Annotated in this window: 20 protein-coding genes; 14 read left to right on the forward strand and 6 right to left on the reverse strand. The window is 59.8% G+C overall.

Going from position 1 to position 19,348, the window contains the following annotated elements:
* Positions 1-17 precede the first annotated feature (17 nt).
* The 12 genes from ABEA08_RS09115 (at position 18) to ABEA08_RS09170 (ending at position 9,861) form a co-directional block, all read left to right on the forward strand.
* Positions 18-1,796, forward strand: a complete 1,779-nt coding sequence (locus ABEA08_RS09115; protein ID WP_345334992.1) for an FAD-binding protein — start codon at positions 18-20, stop codon at positions 1,794-1,796.
* Positions 1,793-2,686 carry an SDR family NAD(P)-dependent oxidoreductase gene (locus ABEA08_RS09120; RefSeq protein WP_345334993.1) on the forward strand — a complete coding sequence of 298 codons (894 nt, stop codon included), beginning with the start codon at positions 1,793-1,795 and terminating at the stop codon, positions 2,684-2,686. The genes ABEA08_RS09115 and ABEA08_RS09120 overlap by 4 nt, the downstream gene beginning before the upstream one ends.
* A gap of 84 nt (positions 2,687-2,770) precedes the next feature.
* A complete protein-coding gene (locus ABEA08_RS09125) occupies positions 2,771-2,971 on the forward strand; it encodes a hypothetical protein (protein ID WP_345334994.1) in 201 nt (66 codons plus the stop codon).
* The gene (locus ABEA08_RS09130; RefSeq protein ID WP_345334995.1) at positions 2,968-5,421 is read left to right on the forward strand and encodes a penicillin acylase family protein; all 2,454 of its coding nucleotides are present in this window, start codon (positions 2,968-2,970) and stop codon (positions 5,419-5,421) included. Before ABEA08_RS09125 ends, ABEA08_RS09130 begins: the two co-directional genes overlap by 4 nt.
* An 83-nt stretch (positions 5,422-5,504) precedes the next feature.
* The gene (locus ABEA08_RS09135) at positions 5,505-5,942 is read left to right on the forward strand and encodes a thioesterase family protein (RefSeq protein WP_345334996.1); all 438 of its coding nucleotides are present in this window, start codon (positions 5,505-5,507) and stop codon (positions 5,940-5,942) included.
* Between the two features lie 9 nt (positions 5,943-5,951).
* Positions 5,952-6,707, forward strand: coding sequence for an SDR family NAD(P)-dependent oxidoreductase (locus ABEA08_RS09140; RefSeq protein WP_345334997.1), 756 nt, complete (start codon positions 5,952-5,954; stop codon positions 6,705-6,707).
* Positions 6,708-6,753: 46 nt separating this feature from the next.
* Positions 6,754-7,149, forward strand: a complete 396-nt coding sequence (locus tag ABEA08_RS09145) for an ACT domain-containing protein (RefSeq protein ID WP_345334998.1) — start codon at positions 6,754-6,756, stop codon at positions 7,147-7,149.
* 127 nt (positions 7,150-7,276) lie between these two features.
* Positions 7,277-7,423 (forward strand): hypothetical protein, encoded by a 147-nt coding sequence (locus tag ABEA08_RS09150; protein ID WP_345334999.1) that lies wholly within the window; start codon positions 7,277-7,279, stop codon positions 7,421-7,423.
* A 120-nt stretch (positions 7,424-7,543) separates the two neighbouring features.
* On the forward strand, positions 7,544-8,149 hold the full coding sequence (locus ABEA08_RS09155) for an HD domain-containing protein (RefSeq protein WP_345335000.1): 606 nt from the start codon (positions 7,544-7,546) through the stop codon (positions 8,147-8,149).
* Positions 8,150-8,255: 106 nt separating this feature from the next.
* Positions 8,256-8,876 carry a class I SAM-dependent methyltransferase gene (locus ABEA08_RS09160; protein ID WP_345335001.1) on the forward strand — a complete coding sequence of 207 codons (621 nt, stop codon included), beginning with the start codon at positions 8,256-8,258 and terminating at the stop codon, positions 8,874-8,876.
* Positions 8,877-8,929: 53 nt separating this feature from the next.
* Positions 8,930-9,283 carry a tRNA-binding protein gene (locus tag ABEA08_RS09165; protein WP_345335002.1) on the forward strand — a complete coding sequence of 118 codons (354 nt, stop codon included), beginning with the start codon at positions 8,930-8,932 and terminating at the stop codon, positions 9,281-9,283.
* A 92-nt stretch (positions 9,284-9,375) separates the two neighbouring features.
* The gene (locus ABEA08_RS09170) at positions 9,376-9,861 is read left to right on the forward strand and encodes a hypothetical protein (protein ID WP_345335003.1); all 486 of its coding nucleotides are present in this window, start codon (positions 9,376-9,378) and stop codon (positions 9,859-9,861) included.
* Positions 9,862-10,030: 169 nt separating this feature from the next.
* Here ABEA08_RS09170 and ABEA08_RS09175 read toward each other — a convergent pair whose 3' ends face one another.
* Positions 10,031-11,749 (reverse strand): aryl-sulfate sulfotransferase, encoded by a 1,719-nt coding sequence (locus ABEA08_RS09175; protein ID WP_345335004.1) that lies wholly within the window; start codon positions 11,747-11,749, stop codon positions 10,031-10,033.
* 298 nt (positions 11,750-12,047) lie between these two features.
* On the opposite strand from ABEA08_RS09175, the gene ABEA08_RS09180 reads away from it, so the two are divergent.
* The gene (locus ABEA08_RS09180) at positions 12,048-12,650 is read left to right on the forward strand and encodes a TatD family nuclease-associated radical SAM protein (protein ID WP_345335005.1); all 603 of its coding nucleotides are present in this window, start codon (positions 12,048-12,050) and stop codon (positions 12,648-12,650) included.
* 71 nt (positions 12,651-12,721) lie between these two features.
* Here the strand turns inward: ABEA08_RS09180 and ABEA08_RS09185 are convergent, their stop codons facing one another.
* Positions 12,722-13,609, reverse strand: a complete 888-nt coding sequence (locus tag ABEA08_RS09185) for a LysR family transcriptional regulator (RefSeq protein ID WP_345335006.1) — start codon at positions 13,607-13,609, stop codon at positions 12,722-12,724.
* A 117-nt stretch (positions 13,610-13,726) separates the two neighbouring features.
* On the opposite strand from ABEA08_RS09185, the gene ABEA08_RS09190 reads away from it, so the two are divergent.
* The gene (locus tag ABEA08_RS09190; RefSeq protein WP_345335007.1) at positions 13,727-14,734 is read left to right on the forward strand and encodes a zinc-binding alcohol dehydrogenase family protein; all 1,008 of its coding nucleotides are present in this window, start codon (positions 13,727-13,729) and stop codon (positions 14,732-14,734) included.
* A 73-nt stretch (positions 14,735-14,807) separates the two neighbouring features.
* On the opposite strand, the gene ABEA08_RS09195 is transcribed toward ABEA08_RS09190, so the two are convergent.
* From ABEA08_RS09195 to ABEA08_RS09210, 4 genes are all read right to left on the reverse strand, one after another.
* Positions 14,808-16,199: a YjiH family protein gene (locus ABEA08_RS09195; RefSeq protein WP_345335008.1), complete on the reverse strand. Its 1,392-nt coding sequence runs from the start codon at positions 16,197-16,199 to the stop codon at positions 14,808-14,810.
* 265 nt (positions 16,200-16,464) lie between these two features.
* Entirely contained in the window at positions 16,465-17,385 is a 921-nt protein-coding gene (locus ABEA08_RS09200; protein ID WP_345335009.1) for a M14 family metallopeptidase, read from the reverse strand.
* Positions 17,386-17,534: 149 nt separating this feature from the next.
* Positions 17,535-18,215: a LysE/ArgO family amino acid transporter gene (locus ABEA08_RS09205; protein ID WP_345335010.1), complete on the reverse strand. Its 681-nt coding sequence runs from the start codon at positions 18,213-18,215 to the stop codon at positions 17,535-17,537.
* 219 nt (positions 18,216-18,434) lie between these two features.
* Complete coding sequence (locus ABEA08_RS09210) at positions 18,435-19,316, reverse strand: MBL fold metallo-hydrolase (RefSeq protein ID WP_345335011.1); 882 nt, start codon at positions 19,314-19,316, stop codon at positions 18,435-18,437.
* Positions 19,317-19,348 lie beyond the last annotated feature (32 nt).

Consider the following 19,348-nt stretch of genomic DNA (forward strand, 5'->3'; position numbering starts at 1 on the left):
GATCGAAGGACTTGAACATGAAGGATCAAACCCAGCAACAGCAGCAATGGGATCACAGTGTCGATGTGGTAGTGGTGGGCTCCGGCGCCGGTGCCATGACGGCGGCGCTGCGGGCCAACGATCTGGGCCAGGAGGTTCTGGTGCTGGAGAAGAGCGATCAGTACGGTGGCACCTCGGCGGTGTCCGGCGGCGGCATTTGGGTGCCCAATAACCATCGCATTACGGCGTTGGGGGGACAGGACAGCGACGCCGCGGCGATCGAATACATCAAAACCGTGATGCGTGAGGAGGGGCAGGATGAGGCCATCAATGAGGATGGCCGGATCGAAGCCTATGTCGCCAACGCCACCCGCATGGTGGATTACCTGCGCCATGATGCCGACGTCCATTTTGAGGCGCAATCGGAATACACGGATTACTACCCAGAATTGAAAGGCGGCATGCCGGGCTATCGCTCGATGGATCCTAAGCCGTTTAACGCCGCCAAGCTCGGCGCGGAATTCCACAACCTGCGCGAGCCCTCGCCGGGCACCCTGATGATGGGCCGCATGTCGCTAGGGATGAAAGAGGCGCGCATTCTGATGTGCCGCGGCAAAGGCTGGCTTAAGGTGACGCTGCAGATCCTTTGGCGCTACTACAAAGATCTGCGCTGGCGTGGCAAGTCCAAACGCGATCGCTACCTGTGTCTGGGCAACGCCCTGGTGGGTGCGCTGCGCCATGCAATGGCGCAGAAAGGCATTCCGCTTTGGTTGGGTAGCCCGATGACCGAGCTGGTGAAACAGGACGGCAAGGTGATCGGCGTGGTGATCCAGCAAAACGGTCAAAGCCAGCGGATCCAGGCACGTCACGGCGTGGTGCTGGCCGCTGGCGGTTTTGAGCGCAACCAGAAGATGCGCGAGCAGTACCTGCCGCAGCCGACCCAAGCTCAGTGGAGCGCCACTCCGTTGCACAACACCGGGGATGCCATCGTCGCCGGTCAACAGCAGGGCGCGGCCACGGCGCTGATGGAGCACAGCTGGTGGGCACCGACGGTGCATGTGCCCGGCGAAGAGAAGCAACGGGCGGTGTTTGTCGAGCGTAACCTGCCCGGCTGTATCTTGGTCAACAGTGCCGGTAAGCGCTTCGTCAACGAAGGTGCGCCCTATAACGACATCGGCTATGCCATGTACAAGTCGCATAAGGCCGGCAACGGCGGCGTGCCCTGCTACATGGTGTTTGATGCCACCTTCCGCCAAAAATACCCGGCGGGACCACTCATTCCCGGCTACGCCAAGCCCGACAGTGCGCTGTCCAAGCGCCATCGCAGCTGCTTCGAAAAAGCCGACACGCTGGAAGCGCTGGCTGCCATGATCGACATCGAGCCGGCGGCACTGACGCAAACGGTGAGTCAGTTCAATCAACACGCCAAAGTCGGTAAAGATCCGGAGTTTGGCAAAGGCGAATCCCTGTTTGATCGCTACTACGGCGATCCCAATGTGCAGCCCAATCCCTGTGTGGCACCGTTGGACAAGGGGCCGTTTTATGCCATGCGGATCGACGCCGGCGATATCGGCACCAAAGGCGGATTGCAGACCGACGTGGACGCGCGGGTACTGGACGAGTCCGGTGCGGCCATCGAGGGGCTGTATGCCATCGGCAACACCGCCGCTTCGGTAATGGGGCCCACCTATCCGGGCGCGGGCTCCACCATCGGCCCGGCCATGACCTTCGGTTATCTGGCGGCCAATCACATTCAAGCCCGCCAGGCCGAGTGCGGCGCCAAGGGCATTTCTGAGACAGCGGAGGCGGTCGCATGAGTCAGTCAAACTATGCAGAAAACAGGGCAGCAAAAGTCGCCCTCGTGACCGGCGCGAGCCGGGGCGTAGGTAAGGGGATCGCCATTGCGCTGGGCGAGGCGGGTTACACCGTCTACGTCACCGGCCGCAGCCAGCAGGAGGGCGATGCGCCGCTGCCGGGCACGGTGTTTGCCACCGCCGAAGCGATCGATCAGGCCGGACAAGAGAGCGGCGGACGCGGCATTGCCGTGGTGTGTGACCACGCCGACGACGGCCAGGTCGAAGCTCTGTTTGGCCAAATTCAACGGGACAGCGGTCGGCTCGATGTGTTGGTCAACAACGCCATTGCCCTGCCGGATGAGCTGGTCCAGCCAGGTCCGTTTTTCCAAAAGAGCCTGAAGATGCTCGACATTCTCAATGTCGGCATGCGCTCCAGCTACGTCTCCAGCTACTACGGCGCCAAGATCATGAGCGAGCAGGGCTCGGGGTTGATCGTCAACACCTCCTCCTTTGGTGGTCGTTGCTACATGCACGGCCCAGCCTATGGCGCGGGCAAGGCGGCGGTGGACAAGTTTGCCGCCGACATGGCGGTGGATCTCAAGCCCTTTAACGTCAGCTGCATCTCCTTGTGGCTGGGGCTGGTGGCGACCGAGCGAACCCAGCGGGTGTTCGAAGCCGAGCCGGACAAGTACGCGGATCTGGCGGCGGCAGCGGAATCGCCCCAGTTTGGTGGCCGGGTGATCGCCGCGCTGGCCGAGCAGGCCGATCTGCTCGAGCGCAGCGGTCAGGTGTGGGTTGCCGCCGAGCTGGCCCAAGAGCTGGGCGTGACCGATGTGGGCGGCATCCAGCCACCGTCGCATCGTCCTATGTTGGGCGGACCGGCCCAGGCCAATCCGGCCATTATCGAATAGCTCAGGTTGCGTTCGCGAGGCGTGTCAGTCCGTCAGGATCCGCGTCTTGGATCAGAGCACAACGAAAGCCATCAGGGAGGCCAAATGAACGGACATTATCGCGAGCTAGTTGTGGGGCTTGGCGTGATCGCGCTGGGCGGTTGCAGTGAGCTGTCCAAGCCGGGCCCGGGGCCGGTCGATGCCGAGCCCCCGGCTTTGATGATCCAAGCCGGCGTGGACTTCACTCATTGCCATAACACCCCCGGCGAATGCCGCCGTGACCTATTTTGGGGAGAGATCCAATGATCCATATCCACCCCTTCAAGCTGGCGGCCGTGCTGGCGGCCAGCGCGGCATTAACCGGTTGCCTCGGGGATAAATCGGTGCGAGTGACAACGCAGCTGACGCCGTTGCCGACCTATCAGGCGCAGATCACCCGCACCGCCGGCGGTTTTCCCCACATCGAAGCGCCGGATTTTGCCAGCCTGGGGTTTGGCACCGGCTATGCGGCGGCGCAGGATAATGTCTGCCACCTGGCGAAAAACTTCCTGAAATATCAGGGCCAGTTGTCGCAATATTTTGGCCCTCAGGATAACAATCTGGGCACGGATCTGGTGCAGCAGTTGATCATCCAAAGTGGCCGCTATGACACCCAAGTCTCGCTGGAGATGGCGGCGCTGTTCGACGGCTACGCCGCCGGTTACAACCGCTATCTGATCGACACGCCAGAGGCGAAATGGCCGGACAAGCGCTGCGCCGGCGCGGAGTGGGTGCAGCCGATCAGTGCTGAGCTGGTTAAGCGCATTCACTTGACGCCGTTTTTCCTGCCCAATTTCCGCGATCTGCTGATCAGCGCGCAACCGCCCTCGACGCCGACCGCGCGCAGTGACGCTTTGGCGTTGGACAGCATGTTTGCCGCGGTGGATGAGATCACCAGCCTGGAGGATAAGGGCTCCAACGGCGTGGCCATCGGCCGTGAGGGCAGCGTCAGTGGTGGCGGGGTGCTGTTTGCCAATCCGCACATGAACTGGGACGAGTCCTGGCGCTTTTATCCGATGCATCAAACCATTCCCGGGGTGATGAACGTGTTGGGCGCCAACGCGATCGATCGCGCCAGCGTGGGGTTTGGCACCAATGAGCATGTGGCCTGGACCAACACGGTGTCGACCGCCACCCGCTTTAGCTTCTATCAGCTGGCGCTTAAGCCCGGCGATCCCTTCAGCTATGTGGTGGATGGGCAGGCCAAGCCGATGACGGAAATTCCGGTGAGCGTGCAGGTGAGACAGCCGGACGGCACACTGGCCGCGCACCATCATGTGTTCCATGAAACCGAGTTTGGCTATCTGATCGGCCAGTTCCCCTGGAACGAGCAGATCGCCTTCGCCATCCGCATCGCCGACGAGGGCGCCCGCGGCATGCAGGGCGGCACACTGGATTACTACAAGGCCAGGAGCGTGCGCGACGTGCAGGCCGCGCAGGAGAAGTATCAGTTTACCCCGGTTAACTTGATCGCCGCCGATAAGCACGGCGAAGTGCTGTACGCCGATGTGGGCCCGGTGGCCAACCTGACCGACGAGCAGCTCAAAACCTGCAGTGCCTTCTACGGCAAGGCGCTGGATGGCAGCCGCAGTGCTTGTCACTGGGGTAACGCCGAGGACGCCAGTGCGCCGGGCCTGCTGGGGCCAAGCGAACAGCCTCACGCGCTGCGCAGCGATTTCGTCACTAACTCCAACGACAGCTACTGGTTGCCTAACCCCAAACAGCCGCTGGATGGCTTCCGTCAGAGTTTGGGCACCCAGGGGACCGAGCGCAGCCTGCGTACCCGCTCCGGTTTGTTGATGATCCAGAATCATCTGGCGGCGGGTGAGAAGTTTGATCTCACCAGCCTGAAGGCGCTGATGCTGTCCAACCAGAACACGGCGGGGCAGCTGCTGCGGGATGATTTAGTCACCTTGTGCCGGGCCAATGACACCGTCTCTGTGGCGGGCGAGGCCGTGTCGCTTGGCGCCGCCTGTGACGCGCTGGCCGGTTGGGACTTGCACGACAACCTCGACAGTCGCGGCGCCCATCTGTTCCGGGAATTTATCGCTGAGGCGCTCAAGGACGCCAAGCTTAAGCACAAGCACCGTTGGTTGCCGCCGCAGTTTAACTACGCGGTGCCGTTTGACGCCAATGACATCCTCAACACGCCACGGGGCCTGGACACCCAGGACAACCCCAAGGTGCTTGAGGCGCTGGCCAAAGCGGTGAAGCGCTTGAATGCCGATGGCATTGCGCTGGACGCACGTTTGGGCGATCTGCAGTTTGCCAGCAAGGATGGGGTTAAGATCCCGATGCACGGCGGGCCGGAGAACGTCGGCGTGTTTAACAAGGCGGAGGCCAGCTATCAGGGCAGCGCCGGTTATCCCGACATCGATGGGTCCAGCTACAGCTGGCTGATGGTGACCGAGTTTACCCCGCGCGGGGTCAAGGCCCAGGGCGTGTTGGCGTACTCTATCTCCACCAACCCGGACTCGCCGCACTATCGGGATATGACCGACAAGTTTGCCCGCAAGGAGTTTGCGGTATTGCCGTTCACGCCAGAGCAGGTAAAAGCGGCGGCGCAGAGCGTGCTGGTGATCAAGCAGGGCGCGGCAGACTGTCGCGGCAATGGCTGGCAGCGTTTCGCCGAGCCGAGCTTTAGTGATGAAGCTCAGTGCCGGGCGCATTTTGCGGCGCAGCGTCAGGCCCGCTTGACCGACTACGTCCGACTGTAATAGCTCCCACATTAGGGTCGATCCAGCCTGGCATTGAACAGGCGGTCGGCCCTCTTTTTCTGTGATGGTTTTAGGAGGAGCGGATGAGCACCCGCGTCCAGATCGATTTCCCCGACACCCCGCTGTTTACGACTGAGTTCCTTATTGGCTCGAATCAGGTGAATCGCGGCGATCATGTCGGTAATAACCACTTTGTTGAGCTGTGCGGTGAGATCGCACTGCGCTATTTTCACCAGCGCGGCTTGCAGGGGTTTGATGTGTTGGGCCAGCAGTTGATCAACGGCGAACTGTCGCTCAAGTTGCTGGGCGAAGGGCGCTGCTTCGATACTTTGAACGGCGAGTTCGCGGTGGCCAATTTTCACCGCTATGGCTGTGATTTTCTGTATCGGATCCGCCGGGGCGAACAGGTGATCGCCCTGGGCCGTTTCGCCATGCTCACCTTCGATTACCAGCAGGGCAAACTGGTCGAGGCCAGCGACGGCTTTGCGGCATTTTTTGTTGAGGCCGAGTCATTGAACTAGGGAGTGGGTATGAGTGAACTGACAGGGAAAGTGGCGCTGATCACCGGCGCAGGGCAAGGCGTGGGACAGGGGATCGCCCTGGCGTTGGCCGAGCGGGGGGTTAAGATCGCGGTCACGGGACGGACCTTGAGCAAGCTGGAAAAAACCTGCGAGCTGATCGCCGCGCGTGGCGGCGAAGCGCTGCCACTGGTGTGCGACGTCAAAGCGGCGGATGCGTTAGCGCACTGCGTGGCGCAGGTGGTGGAGCGTTTCGGCGGCATTCAGATCTTGGTCAATAACGCCCAGGAGGTGTGTCTGGGCAGTTTGGAGCAATTGAGCGATGAGACATTGGAGGCGGGCTGGCAGTCCGGCCCCATGGCCACCTTTCGGTTGATGAAACTGTGCTATCCCCACCTCAAAGGGGATGGCTGCATCGTCAATCTGGCCAGTTCGGCGGCCAAACGCTGGGATATGGCCGGCTATGGCGGTTACGCAGCGGTGAAAGAGGCGATCCGCTCGCTGTCCCGGGCCGCGGCCTGCGAGTGGGGCCAGGAGGGGATCCGCACCAATGTGATCTTGCCGCATGCCGAGTCGCCGGGCCTAGCTTGGTGGATGAAGAAAAACCCGGAGGAAGCGCAAGCCTTCCTGGATGGGATCCCGCAGCGCCGAGTGGGCCAATGCGAGCAGGACATCGGCCGTTTTGTCGTCCAGCTGTGCAGTGATGGCTCTCGTTACGTCAATGGCCAGAGCATTGGCTTGGATGGCGGCCAGGCTCTGCTAGGGTAAAGGGCGGCCCTCATTTTGGGGTAACCGGACCGAGGAGTGCCAAGCGATGGCGGGGATCACAGAGCTGGACGTACTGCTGCGCTCGATGCGGCCGCAGCTGATGGACGGCGAGTTTGTGTTTTGCACGGTGGCGGGGCCTTTGAGCCAGTACGTGACGCTGGCGCCGCTGGCCAGTTTTCAAGAGCCCGAGGGGCTGACGTTGATCTTGCCTAAAGCGCGCGCCCAAGCCGCAGGCATTGCGTTTGAGGGCAGCTATCGGCAGATCACCCTGCTGGTGCACTCCAGTTTGGAAGCGGTGGGGCTGACTGCGGCCTTCTCCGCCTGTCTGAACCAAGCGGGGATCAGCGCCAACGTGGTGGCCGGTTACTACCACGACCATATCTTTGTGCAGAGTGCCGTGGCCGAGCGGGCCTTGGCGGCGTTGCAGCAATTGAGCGGCTAGCATCGCCTCTGCAGGGACAGCTCCCCTTGTCCCTGCATTGAAGTGGCTATGGACGGCTTCAGTATTCCCGGTCGTATCCTGAGTCGAGCCTCGGCTCGCCCTCGATGTCGCGGGCGGGGACGCTGATATGGCCGTGATTGTCCTGGCGTTCGATCAGTACCGTGTGGTTGTGGGTATCGATGGCGACGACGGTGGCGATCCCGTGGTGGCACTCGATCACCATGCCGGGTTTGATCTGCGTGATCTGCATAACGCTTCCCCTCTACTGCTGTGACGTTGAGCCCTATCCTTACGATCTTAGCGCGGGATCGGATCAAGCGCCTTGGCGATTTGAGGCGTAGATAAGGGGCAAGTTCCGTTAGAATGGGGGCCGTTTTGATCCTCGGGAGTCACCATGCACAGCCAGATCCAGCTGATCCTCGACTTTATGGTCGAGATCGAAAAACTCAAAGACGTTCACCGCAAGACCCGTCCGGTCGGCCTCAAGCGCTACGAGAACTCCGCCGAGCACAGCTGGCATGTGTGTTTGAGTGCGTTGATGCTGAAGGATTTTGCCGCCGAGCCGGTTAACATCGATCGGGTGATCCGCATGCTGCTGATCCACGATCTGGGCGAGATCGACGCCGGTGACACCATCATCTACGCCAGCGAAACGCCGGAGAATAAGTTGGCGGAAGAGAATGGGGTCAAAAGGATCCTGAGCCTGCTGCCGGAGTCCGTGGCCGAGGGCTACCTGGAGCTGTGGCGCGAGTTTGAGGACGGCGCAACGGCCGATGCTCAGTTTGCCAAGGCGATCGATCGGGTGCCGCCGCTGCTGCACAATTTGCACGATGACGGCCACAGCTGGCGCAATCACGATGTCACCAAGGAGATGGTGCTTAACGTCAACCGCCGGGTTGGCAAGGGCATTCCGGCGCTGTGGCAGGTGTTGGAGGGCAAGTTGGATCAGGCCGAAGCCGATGGCTTGCTACGCTCTGAAAAAGACAGCCGCAGCGCATGAGTGAGTTGTACGGTAAACACGCCAAAGCCTACGCCGAGGCGGTGAAAGACAACGACCGGCTTTTATAAAGTACTGGGCCGAGTATGAGCGGCCCACCACGCTGGCGATGCTGGACAAGGCGCTGGGGGATCTGACCGGTTTTCGGGTGCTGGACTTGGGCTGCGGCTCCGGTGAGTACGTGGCCGAGTTACTGGCGCGCGGTGCCGAGGTGACGGCGATCGACGTTTCCGAGCCCATGGTGGAACTGGTACAGCAGCGTTTTGGCGCTCGTGACGATCTGCACTGCTATGGCCAGGATATCAGCTTGGGTCTGCCACAGGAGCGCGACGATCATTACGATCTGGTGCTGAGCTCTTTGATGGTGCACTACATCGCCGATCAGCACGCGCTGTTTGCCGAGTGTGCCCGGGGGCTCAAACCCGGTGCTCGACTGCTGTTCTCCACCCATAGCCCGGTGGCGGACGCCGAACTCTCGCCCAGCGGCAACTACTATGCTCGTGAGGCGATCTGTGACACTTGGCATACGGTCGGAGAACCGGTGGAGGTGGTGTTCTATCGCCGCAGCTTAAGCGAGCAGATCGGCGCGTTGACCGACAATGGCTTTGTGATCACCGCATTGGAGGAGGGGACGGCTACGGAGCGGCTGCGCCAGCGCAATGCTGAGGTCTATAAGCGGTTGACCACTCAGCCAAACTTTCTTTTTGTGATGGCACGGTCACGCAGCTAGTGCCATGGGCGTTGCAAACTGACTGACCACTTATGTAGAGCAAGGAAAATGGTATGCAACCTGCACCCATTAAAGATCCGATCACCTTTGAGGATTTCGACAAGCTGGATATCCGGGTTGGCACCATTGTCAGCGTGACGGAAGTGGCCAAGTCCGATAAGTTGATGAAGCTGATGGTGGATTTTGGCGATCATCAACGTTCGATCCTGGCGGGGATCAAGCAGGAGCGGGACGATCCCACCGAGATCGCGGGCAAGCAGGCGCTGTTTGTGGTCAATCTGCCGGAGCGTAAGATGGCCGGTGAGCTGTCTCAGGGCATGCTGTTTGATATCGGCTATGCCGACAAGCTGACCCCTTGCCTGGCGATGCCGGAAGTGGCCCTGCCCAATGGCAGTCGAGCAGGCTAGCGAGAGGCTAAGGGCGCTCCTTATCCGGTTGTTGGCAGGGGCAATGCTTGGCTTTGGGAGACACCATAGGCCGAGCTAAACGGAGTGTTTACATGGATGTTTTGGGAGCCGGGCGATGGACTGTTCTGACTTTTGCCCTGATGCTGGCTGTGCCCGCCCTGGCGCAGCCCGTGGCGTGTGTCTATTGGGAGCGGGGTGGAGCGGACATTCAAGCCGAACACTGTGGGGCGCTGGAACCGTCCGGATTGCTCCGACTTGAACCGGATCTTCTGGCGCGGATCCGCTGGAATGACTCGGGCATGGCGTGCATGCTGGCCACCTCAGAGTTTGCTCGCGGCTGGTATGATATCAATCAAAATGGTCTGGGTCGCCGCAGTGCTTTTCTCACGGACAACGGCTGTCGCCCATTTAAGCACGGCGTGGATGCCACCGAAGTGGACGGTCATGTGGTGCTTTTTAACCCGATGATGGATGTGGTCAAGGCCACCAATTACCGTTGGTTTGGGTACTTCTTTGATGGTCATGCCAAGGTGTGTCGTGGCGAGTTGTCCCGGGAGCGGGACAACTCGCCACGGTGAGCATTGGCTCTATTCCGGTGGCGCTTGCGGCTATATCAACAGCCAACTCGAAGAGGTGGTGCCGCTGCAGCACCTCTTTGAGGACACGCCCAAGCCGAGGTTGCCCTAGCCCAAACAAAAAAACGCTCTCCACAGAGATGGAGAGCGTTTTTTGTTGATGAAGCCGGGTTTAAAACAGCTTGTCGGCTTCGATCAGCACGCTTTGGTAGCTGGGCTCTGCTTTGCCCATCGGCAAGATATTGAGCTCGACTTTGACCTCGTCGCTGCCGTAACCGACTTCCAGCAGGGAGTATGGTTGGATCTCTTTCTCAAACAGGCCGGCGGAGGCGGAGTAGATCAGCTGGGTATCCCGATCGGCCTGGTAGTTGACCGAGGAGGTGATGGGGGAGTACCAGTCGTAGCCGCGCTCCTTGCCGAATTGCCACTGCTGTGAAACCGTCATATTGGCTTCGTCGATCTTGTATTCCACCGCCCGACTGTACTTCTCTTTCTTAAACATCGGCTGACGCATATTGCGGGCGTCGCCGTTGTCGAACGTCATCAGAGTGCCTTTCTCTTTCGCCAGCCAAGCGGTGTGCTGCATGTAGCTGTATTCGAAGTCCGGACCACAGTGACCAGTGGCGCAGCGCAGCTTGTTGCCGTTGCTATCCAGTGGGGTCAGTACCTTGTCGGCCAGATCGCCGCGCCAGCCCTTGGCAGGGGCGAGGATCCACTTCACCTCCTTATCGCGGCCGATCTTCACAATGCCCTGATGGCGGACCGACAGGACGATGCTGTCGTCGGTCGGATCGTGATCGACCGAGTTGACGTGGGCCCAGTTGCGGCCGGTGCCGACGCCGGGGATATCGCCAAACGGCGCGTCCGGCTCGATGATCACCGCTTCACCGGCATGCTCCAGATCCAGATTCAGGCAGATGGCGCCGCGATCCGCGCCTTTGAGCAGATCGTCGCGCAGTGGATCCAGAATGGTGTTGAGATCCCACGCCTCCACCAGCTTGCCGTGGACATCGACCTCGATGATGTGATCGCGCACTGTGGTGACCCGTTCGCCGTCTGGACGCAGGTAGTTTTTGCGCGCCACCCGCATCAGCATATGGCCGTTGTCCATCTCGCGGATCTCGTGAGAGAAATCGGCAAAGCCGCGAGGTAGGGCGCGATCAAACACAATATTGCCGAGCAGATCCATGCGGTAGTAGCGCTGACCCTGACCGAAGATCACATCGCCGTTGTCCAGCTGTTTGACCCCCATCAAGGCGCCGGTCTTGCTGGGATCGGTGGGATCCCAAACCGCCTGATGCGGCAGATACCAGCGTACCTCGCCTTGGGTGTCGGTAATGAAGTTGACTGGAGCCCAGCTCCACTGCAGTGCGCCGCCGTTGCCCCACTGCAGATCGATGGGCTTGGTGTTCTCTTTGACCAGATGATTGACCCAGTAGAGCCGATCTTTGAACTGAGGTTCCACGTGCACCGGCTGCACTTCCGGATAGTTACGCACCTTGCCGTCGATTGATGGGCCGAACACCGGCTGGGTCAGGATCTGGTAGCGGTCACTGCGCGGCTCACCAGCGAGTTGATAGTGGACGGTGACTTGGTTGAGGTGATCCGGGTAGAGGCCAAACACAGGAATGCCATCGTAGTGCAACACCGAGTTGTCCTGCACTGGGTAGTCGATTGCCACGCCACCCTCCCCTTTGCCCGCCACATGAATGCGGACATCGCTGACGTTGTGGGCGCCGTTAAGCTCGATCAGCGCAGTCAGGGGCGCACGGCCGCTGGGATCAACATTGACCAGTCCCAGCCCCCCTTGCGGGTTGCCATCCCAGCCAGCTTGGGTGGCAAAACTGGCACTGATCAGCAGGGATAAACCCAGCAGTTTGAACGATTTCATCTGCATTCCTTTTCGATTGGTTATCTACACCCAACAGCTATTTTGGTGCTTAATAGTGGGAAAGTTTCCGAAAATGGATTGCGGTTTCTGCTTTTGCGATCCACTCATCGCTCTGAGCCTGCGTAAGAGAGAAAGCTTCGTAAGGGAGGGAGAAAATTGGGAGTTGGACGCGTTGCTGCAGTTGCGCCTGCTGTTAAAGTCGGCGCGGTGCGATCTGGGTCATAAAGGCGATAGGGCGACATTGCTGAGTGGGCAATAGGCGGTAGGCTGGTGTGCTCTTCTCCTTGATTGAGTCCCCATGAGCACGCCAACCTTAGTCTACGATATCCGCAACAGCCGCTACCTTAATATCACCGGTCGCTGCACCTTGCAGTGCCAGTTCTGCCCCAAGCAAAACGGCAGCACCCAGGTGCATGATTACCAGTTGGCGCTGGACCGTCAGCCTAAGCCTGCGGAGCTCTTCCGTTTATTGGGCAAGGTGCAGGATTTCGATGAATACGTGTTTTGTGGTTACGGCGAGCCGACCCTGAATCTGGATACCCTGCTAACCGTGGCCAAGGACATCAAGGCGCGCGGCGGCCGGGTGCGGCTCAATACCGACGGGCTGGGCAATCTGTTCCACCGCCGCAATATTTTGCCGGAGCTGGCGGCCTGCGTCGATGCGCTCTCCATTTCGCTCAATGCCCAGGATGAAGCCACCTACCTGAAACACTGTGCACCAAAGTTGAAGGGTTCGTATGCCGCGGTGCGCGAATTTATCGAGTTGGCGCCGAAGTACATCGACAGTGTCGAAGTGTCCGCCATCGACGGACTTGAAGGCGTGGACATCGATGCTTGTCAGGCCATCGTCGAAGCGTGCGGCGCCCGCTTTAAGCGTCGCGAGTTGGATGTGGTGGGTTAAGGGGCCAGATCTCGATCCTCGACTTTACCCCTAGCAGCGAGATACTGACCTTTACTCTGGCCTTCGGGGTCTCATGCCAATGCCGCCAGCAATCGTTGATGCAGCTCACGGACAATGGGCGTGAGCTGATGGCGGCCGGGGCTGATCAGATACAGCGGGGCCGGCTCACCCCAGCGCTCGGGGCTTAACGTCACCAAGCGCCCGGCTTGGACGTCATCGGCGATCTCCAGTTCGGATTTATAGGCGATCCCCGCGCCTTCGCAGGCCCATTGGCGCACCACATCGCCGTCATCGGCGTAGCGCACTGTGTTGATCTTGATGCTGTGGCGTTTGCCGCCCTCCTCAATGCGCCAGCGATCATAGTGACTGTTTGCCAACATATAGCTTAAGCAGCGGTGCTGCTTGAGCGCGTCCAGGCTGTCCGGCTCGCCATATTCATCGACATAGCTGGGCGCCGCGCACAGGACCCGGCGGTTGTGGCGGTTGACGGCCTGGGCGATCAGATCCGAATCCTCCGGATCGCCGTAGCGCAGCGCCACGTCCACCGGCTGGGCATAGAGATCCGCCAGCCGGTCGCTGATCTGCAGCTTAAGCGTCATCTGTGGGTGGGTTCGGTGCAGTGCGGCTAACACGGGTTGCAGCTGGTGCCGGCCCAGCCCGGAGGACGCGGACAGTTGCAACACGCCGCGAAATTGGGCTTGTTCGCCCTGCAGGCCGCGCATGCCTTGCTCCAGCAGGGCCACGGCCTGCTGAGCGTGCTGCAAAAACGCTTCACCCTGCTGGGTCAGGCGCAGCTGGCGGGTGGAGCGGATCAGCAGGGGTGTGCCCAGCTCGGTTTCGAGCCGTTTCAGCGCGGCACTGGCTACGGCGGGGGAGATCCCCAACTGACGAGCCGCGGCGGAGAGGCTGCCATGCTGGGCGGTATGGAGGAAGATCTTCAGATCCTGCAGGGCTTTCATTTTCAATATCTCGTTGAAAGAGTTGCTTTGGCTTGAGGGTTTTTCAAAATAATAACGCAATTAGAATGGGTGTATCGAAACAGATCAACGGACTTGGGTGTCCGACAGGAGATCAGCATGAAAGCATTGGGTTTGACACAGGCCGGCGGCGTCGAGCAGTTAAGCGAACTTGACCTGCCATGTCCGCAGGCCAGCGGGACCGATATCCTGGTGGCGGTGAAGGCCATCTCGGTCAATCCGGTCGACACCAAGGTGCGTCAGCGTCCGGTTCCGGCTGGCGCTGAGCCGGTGGTACTGGGTTGGGACGCCGCCGGTGTGGTGGCCGAAGTGGGCGACGAGGTGACCGAATTTCAGGTTGGGGACGCCGTCTGGTACGCCGGCGACTTGACCCGTCCGGGCAGCAACGCCGAATTCCAATTGGTGGACTCGGCGCTGGTAGGGCGCAAGCCTAAGTCGCTCCGTTTTGCCGAAGCGGCAGCGCTGCCGCTGACCGCCATCACCGCTTGGGAGCTGTTGTTTGATCGACTGCAGCTGGACAAGGCGGATGCCTATGCGCCGCGCACTGTGCTGGTGATCGGCGCGGCGGGCGGCGTTGGCTCGGTGTTGTTGCAGTTGGCCAAGCGCCTGACCAACGTCACCCTGATCGCCACTGCATCCCGTGACGAGACCCAGCAGTGGGTGCGTGAGTTGGGGGCGGATCGGGTGATCAACCATCACCAGTCCTTGTCCGAGCAGCTGGCGGCGGCGGGCATTGCTCAGGTGGATGATGTGATCAGCCTGACCCACACCGATCAGCACCTCGAAGAGATCGTGAAGGTGATCGCGCCGCAGGGCCGATTGGCACTGATCGACGATCCGCAATCCTTTGATGTGCTGGCGCTCAAGCGCAAGAGCATCTCGTTGCATTGGGAGTTTATGTACACCCGCTCGATGTTCGATACCGAGGATAAACGTCAGCAGCAAGTGCTGCTCAATCGGGTTGCGGAGATGGTGGACGCGGGGTTGGTGAAGACCACGCTGGATCAGCACTTTGGCGCCATTAACCTGGAAAATTTGCGCCGTGCTCACGCACTGCTGGAGAGTGGCAAGGCCAAGGGCAAGATCGTACTGGAAGGCTTTGCGTAAATCGGCGGGCTATCCCTCTGACAAGAAAAACGCCCCGCAGCAGACGCTGCGGGGCGTTTTTTGTTTAGCAGACTTAGAACACTAGGTGAGCAACACCAACGATGATGGGCAGGGTCACCAGGGTCCGCAGGATGAACACGGCGATCAGCTCGAAGATGTTCAGCGGGATCTTGGAACTTAAGATCACCGAGCCGGTTTCGGACATGAAGATCAACTGGGTCACGGACAGCGCGGCGATGATGAACCGGGTCATGTCGGATTCCAGGCCGGTGACCAGGATGGATGGCACGAACATGTCGGTGAAGCCCACCATCACCGCCTGCGCCGCTTCACCGGCTTGTGGCACGGCCAACAACTCAAGTACCGGCACAAATGGCGCACCCAACCAGGCAAACAGCGGGGTGGCTTCGGCGATCACCAGACCGATGGTGCCGACGGCCATGACCACAGGCAGTACGCCAATGACCATATCCAGTGCGGTGTGCAGACCTTGCTTGGCCACACTGCCCAGGCTCTTCACCTGAGAGGCCCGTTGCAGTGCCAGTTGGTAGCCGTAACGGGTGGCGGACATGCCTTCTGGCACCAGCTCATCTTCCCGGTTTGGTGCGGTGCCATCGATGTAGACGTCTTTCTTGTACGACAGCGGCGGCAGGTACTGGATCAGCGCAGCGGCGACGAAACCAGACAGGCAGATGGCGGCGTAGAAGGGCACGAAGTAGTTCTGCAGGCCCACTTGCGTCAATACCACCAGGGAGAAGGAGATCCCGACAATGGAGAACATGGTGGCGACCACGGCGGCTTCCCGCTCGGTGTACTTCTTCTCTTCGTACTGCTTGGAGGTCAAGATCACGCCGACGGTACCGTCACCTAACCAGGAGGATAGGCAATCGATCGCCGCCCGGCCAGGCAGACGGAACACGGGCCGCATGATCTTGCTCATCAGGGTGCCCAGCAGCTCCAGCAAACCGAAGTTGAGCAGCAGCGGCAGCAGCAGGCCGGCGAAGAAGAAGGTGACGAACAGGGATGGCAGCAGGTCATTCAATACCAGGCCGCCGGTGTCGCCGGACCAGATGATCTCCGGACCGACTTCGTTGAGGGCCAGCAGGGTGAACAAGCCACCGAGGATCCGTACCACCAGCCATGGGGTGGATACCACAAACAGGCGGGTCAATAGCGCCGACTGGGTGAAGAGCTTGGGCTTGGCCAGGCTGGCCACGGTGCTCAGCAGGGCGGTCACGCAGATCACGCCGGTCACCAGCGGCAAGATGGCATCACCCAGCACACTCTTCAGGCCGGAGGCCATCAGTGCCAGTGGAAAGGTGAAGTCGCCATCAACGGTCAGTGGCGCCAAGAAGAAGATCAGCCCCAACAGGGACGGTAGGGCAAACATCAGGATGTTGCGGGTGCTGTGCACCGACTTGTCCTGGGTCTGTTCGGTGTTTTTCGCTAGGGCTTGTTCTGTCATCGTACTGCTCTCTCGATGAATATGTATTCTTAAAATATGCATATCAATGCTTTGTTGGGGGGATAATAACAGCCAAGGCAGGGTGCGCAAGTATTATTTGTCTACTTATGCAATTTATGTGATGTTTTATGCATTCGTTGCTGCACCATTTTCGCTGGTGATGACGATGAAGCGGCAAGGGCAGAGGCGGGGGGGGGGGGCGCGTGGGGCCGTGTGCGCGATGTTGCGCAGCGGGGCCATGACTCGGCCCCGGAGCGGTCAGGGGTTATTGGGCCAGGACAAAATCCAGCGCACCGATGATGGCGGCGATCTGCGCGGCATTGCACTGCGCAGGGTTGGCGTTGGGGCTGTCCGGGTAGACCTCTGTGGTGGTGACGTAGGGGGCGTCGGTCATGCCGCCACACAGGAACAGGGTTTTCTTGTCGTAATGGATCACGCCCTCTTGTTGCACGGCGGCGCCGATGATCTCGCCTTTTTCATCCGGCGGAGCGATGTGGGTAACGGCACTGACCGCTTCGATGATCGCCTGTTGAAACGCCGGCTGGCTGCGGCCGGTGTCGTCTACGGTATAGAAACCGTCGGGAATATGTTCGCTGGCCAGATCGAACGGCTTACCGTCGCGTGCCATCAGCGCTGGGCGAAATTCATCGCGGTCCGAATCCGTGGTTTCATGCAGATCCAGGTGCACCAGCCAGTCAACGCTCTGCGCGGCCACCAAGGCCATGGCCGCCGCGGCTTCCTCGGATGGGCTGTCCGGCATAAAGGAGCGGTTGGGATCGACGCAATTGGGGTTCCAGCGGTTGATGGTTTCATAGCCCCAAGGGCTGATACAGGGCAGCACCAGCAAGTCGACGTGATCGGCGTAGCGCTCGGCAAGGGTGTCCACAAACGCCAAGGCGCCCTGTACCCCACTGGTTTCATAGCCGTGTACGCCACCGGTGATCAGAACCTTGGGTTTGCCCTGCTGCCAATCGTGACTGCGCAGGGCAAACAGCGGGTAACGCTCGGCATCGATCGGCAGCGCGCCGTACTTGATGCGCTCGAAGCGCTCCCCCAACTCCTCCACTTTCGCCAGCACCTCATCGGCGTAGCTGCGCTTGAGCTGGGTTTGTGCCAACCACTGGAGCTTGTGCTGGAGGGTCCAAGGTTGGCCTTCCGTGCCGACGGGGTAGGGAGTTGAGCTCATGCAGCGTTCCTTTGTTGTTCTCTGGGGAGGTAAGTTCTTGGCAGCTTAGGTTACGTGGATGGAGGGGGATGTGGCAATGCTGCAGTGTGAGCCCTGGCGCGATCACATCCGGTCTGTGTACCCTCAGCTTGGCCGCTGGGCAAAGGGGATCAGAGAATTAAAGACAGGGCTATGGTGGCCATAGTTACACCGACAGCGCACTCCAGTACCTTCCATGCTCTTGGGCGCTGAAACAGCGGTGCCAAGTGCCGTGCGCCATACCCGAGTGCGAAGAAAAAGACCAAGGAGGCAGAGATCGCGCCTGTCGCAAACATCATTTGGTTGGGATGATGCTGGGTTGAAATTGAGCCCAGCAGCACCACTGTGTCGAGGTAAACGTGGGGATTGAGCCAGGTGAATGCCAGGCACATCACGACCGTTTTGAGCTTGGAGTCATTCGATGGTGTCTGGGTGGTTAAAGCGTGATCCACCGTCAGCGCTGACTTGAAGCTCAAGCACGCGTAGATCGCCAAAAAGAGCGCGCCGCCGTAGCGGGCTGCAACCTCTATCTGCGGAAATTGATTGACGATGGCGCCGAACCCGGCCACACCAAAGCCGATCAACAGTGCGTCAGAAAGGGCGCAGACGACGCAGACAACAAACACATGTTGTTTGCGAATGCCCTGTTTGAGGACAAAGGCATTTTGGGAGCCGATCGCTAGGATCAGTGACAGACCTAAGGTGAAACCAGCGAGATAAGTTGACATAAATGATGCACTGCTTTGTATCGATGGAGCGTGGGGGGCGAAATGGGCAGCCAACTGGGGCTTTGCGCTTATCAGAGCGAGCAAGGTAACAAACCAATAGTTGGCAATCAATTGGAGGCAGGGACCGCGTTGGCGTGGACGCGCACAAGTGAAAGGGTAGACCTGGTCTCAGCCGCGCAAGGGCGATACGTGGGCAGCCGTAGCCGATAGCTTAGCCGCAACACTTACCGGAAAGCCGTGCCTTCTGATTAGTGTTGCATAAGCCAATGGGCGCCGAGATGAACGCCCATTAGCCGCTGTGTCTTAGTCTTCTGCAGGGTAGTTAGCCGGCATCATCATCTCCAGCAGAGGCAATGCCCCCCAAGCTGGGTACGCCTTTTTCATCGCTTTGATGCCTTGCTCCGGGCTATCGGTATCAGCAACAACACGCTCGACCGTATCGAAGTATTGGGTGGTGGTGGCAAAGAAGGCGTCGCCATTCATGGGGGTGCCGTGGCCACCGATCATGTACTCATAGCCTTGTTCATGCAGGCGCTTGAGGGTTTGTGCCCGAGGACCGGCTGGCGGCATCGGGATGTGCACGTCGGCGTAGGCCAAGTGATGGTGCAGCAACACCTTTTGTTGCGGGAACTCGATGAAGGTGACCGGCCCGGTCATGTCCATAAAGGGGGTGCCGAATACCATCTCGACGCCATCAATGGTGATGCTGCCGGGCTTTTGCACATGCTGCGGCGTGACGGTGGCCTGATAAGGAATGGCATCCCCACCATATTGCTGTCGGTTGCTGTTGAGTGCACTTTCGCCGTTGATCTCAATGCTGGCGCGCACATTGCTGGCGGCGTACACAGGCACGCCATCAAACATTTCCAATCCCAACCAGTGATGATCGTGATCGTGTGAGATGTAGATGCGATTGAGCGGTTTGTCGAGGCTGGCGATCAGGCGCAGCAGCTCTTGATTATTGATCGCCGTTGCCATCACATCCTGCAGGATCAATTGATTGGGGGTTTCAATGACGACCGCGGCAGAGGCTCCCATCGCATTTGGGGTGGTGTAGGTATGGAATACGACATCCCCTTTGGCGTGGCGATAATAGTCGCCGTGCTCGGCGTCAAATGCTTGGGCGCCGAAGGTGAGGCTGCTTAAGGCGATGGCGGTTGTGGTCAAGCGCGTGATCCGTCCCATGATGTTGCTCCTTGTTCAGTGTCAGATGTTGT

The sequence above is a fragment of the Ferrimonas pelagia genome (assembly GCF_039543565.1).
GTDB lineage: Bacteria > Pseudomonadota > Gammaproteobacteria > Enterobacterales > Shewanellaceae > Ferrimonas > Ferrimonas pelagia.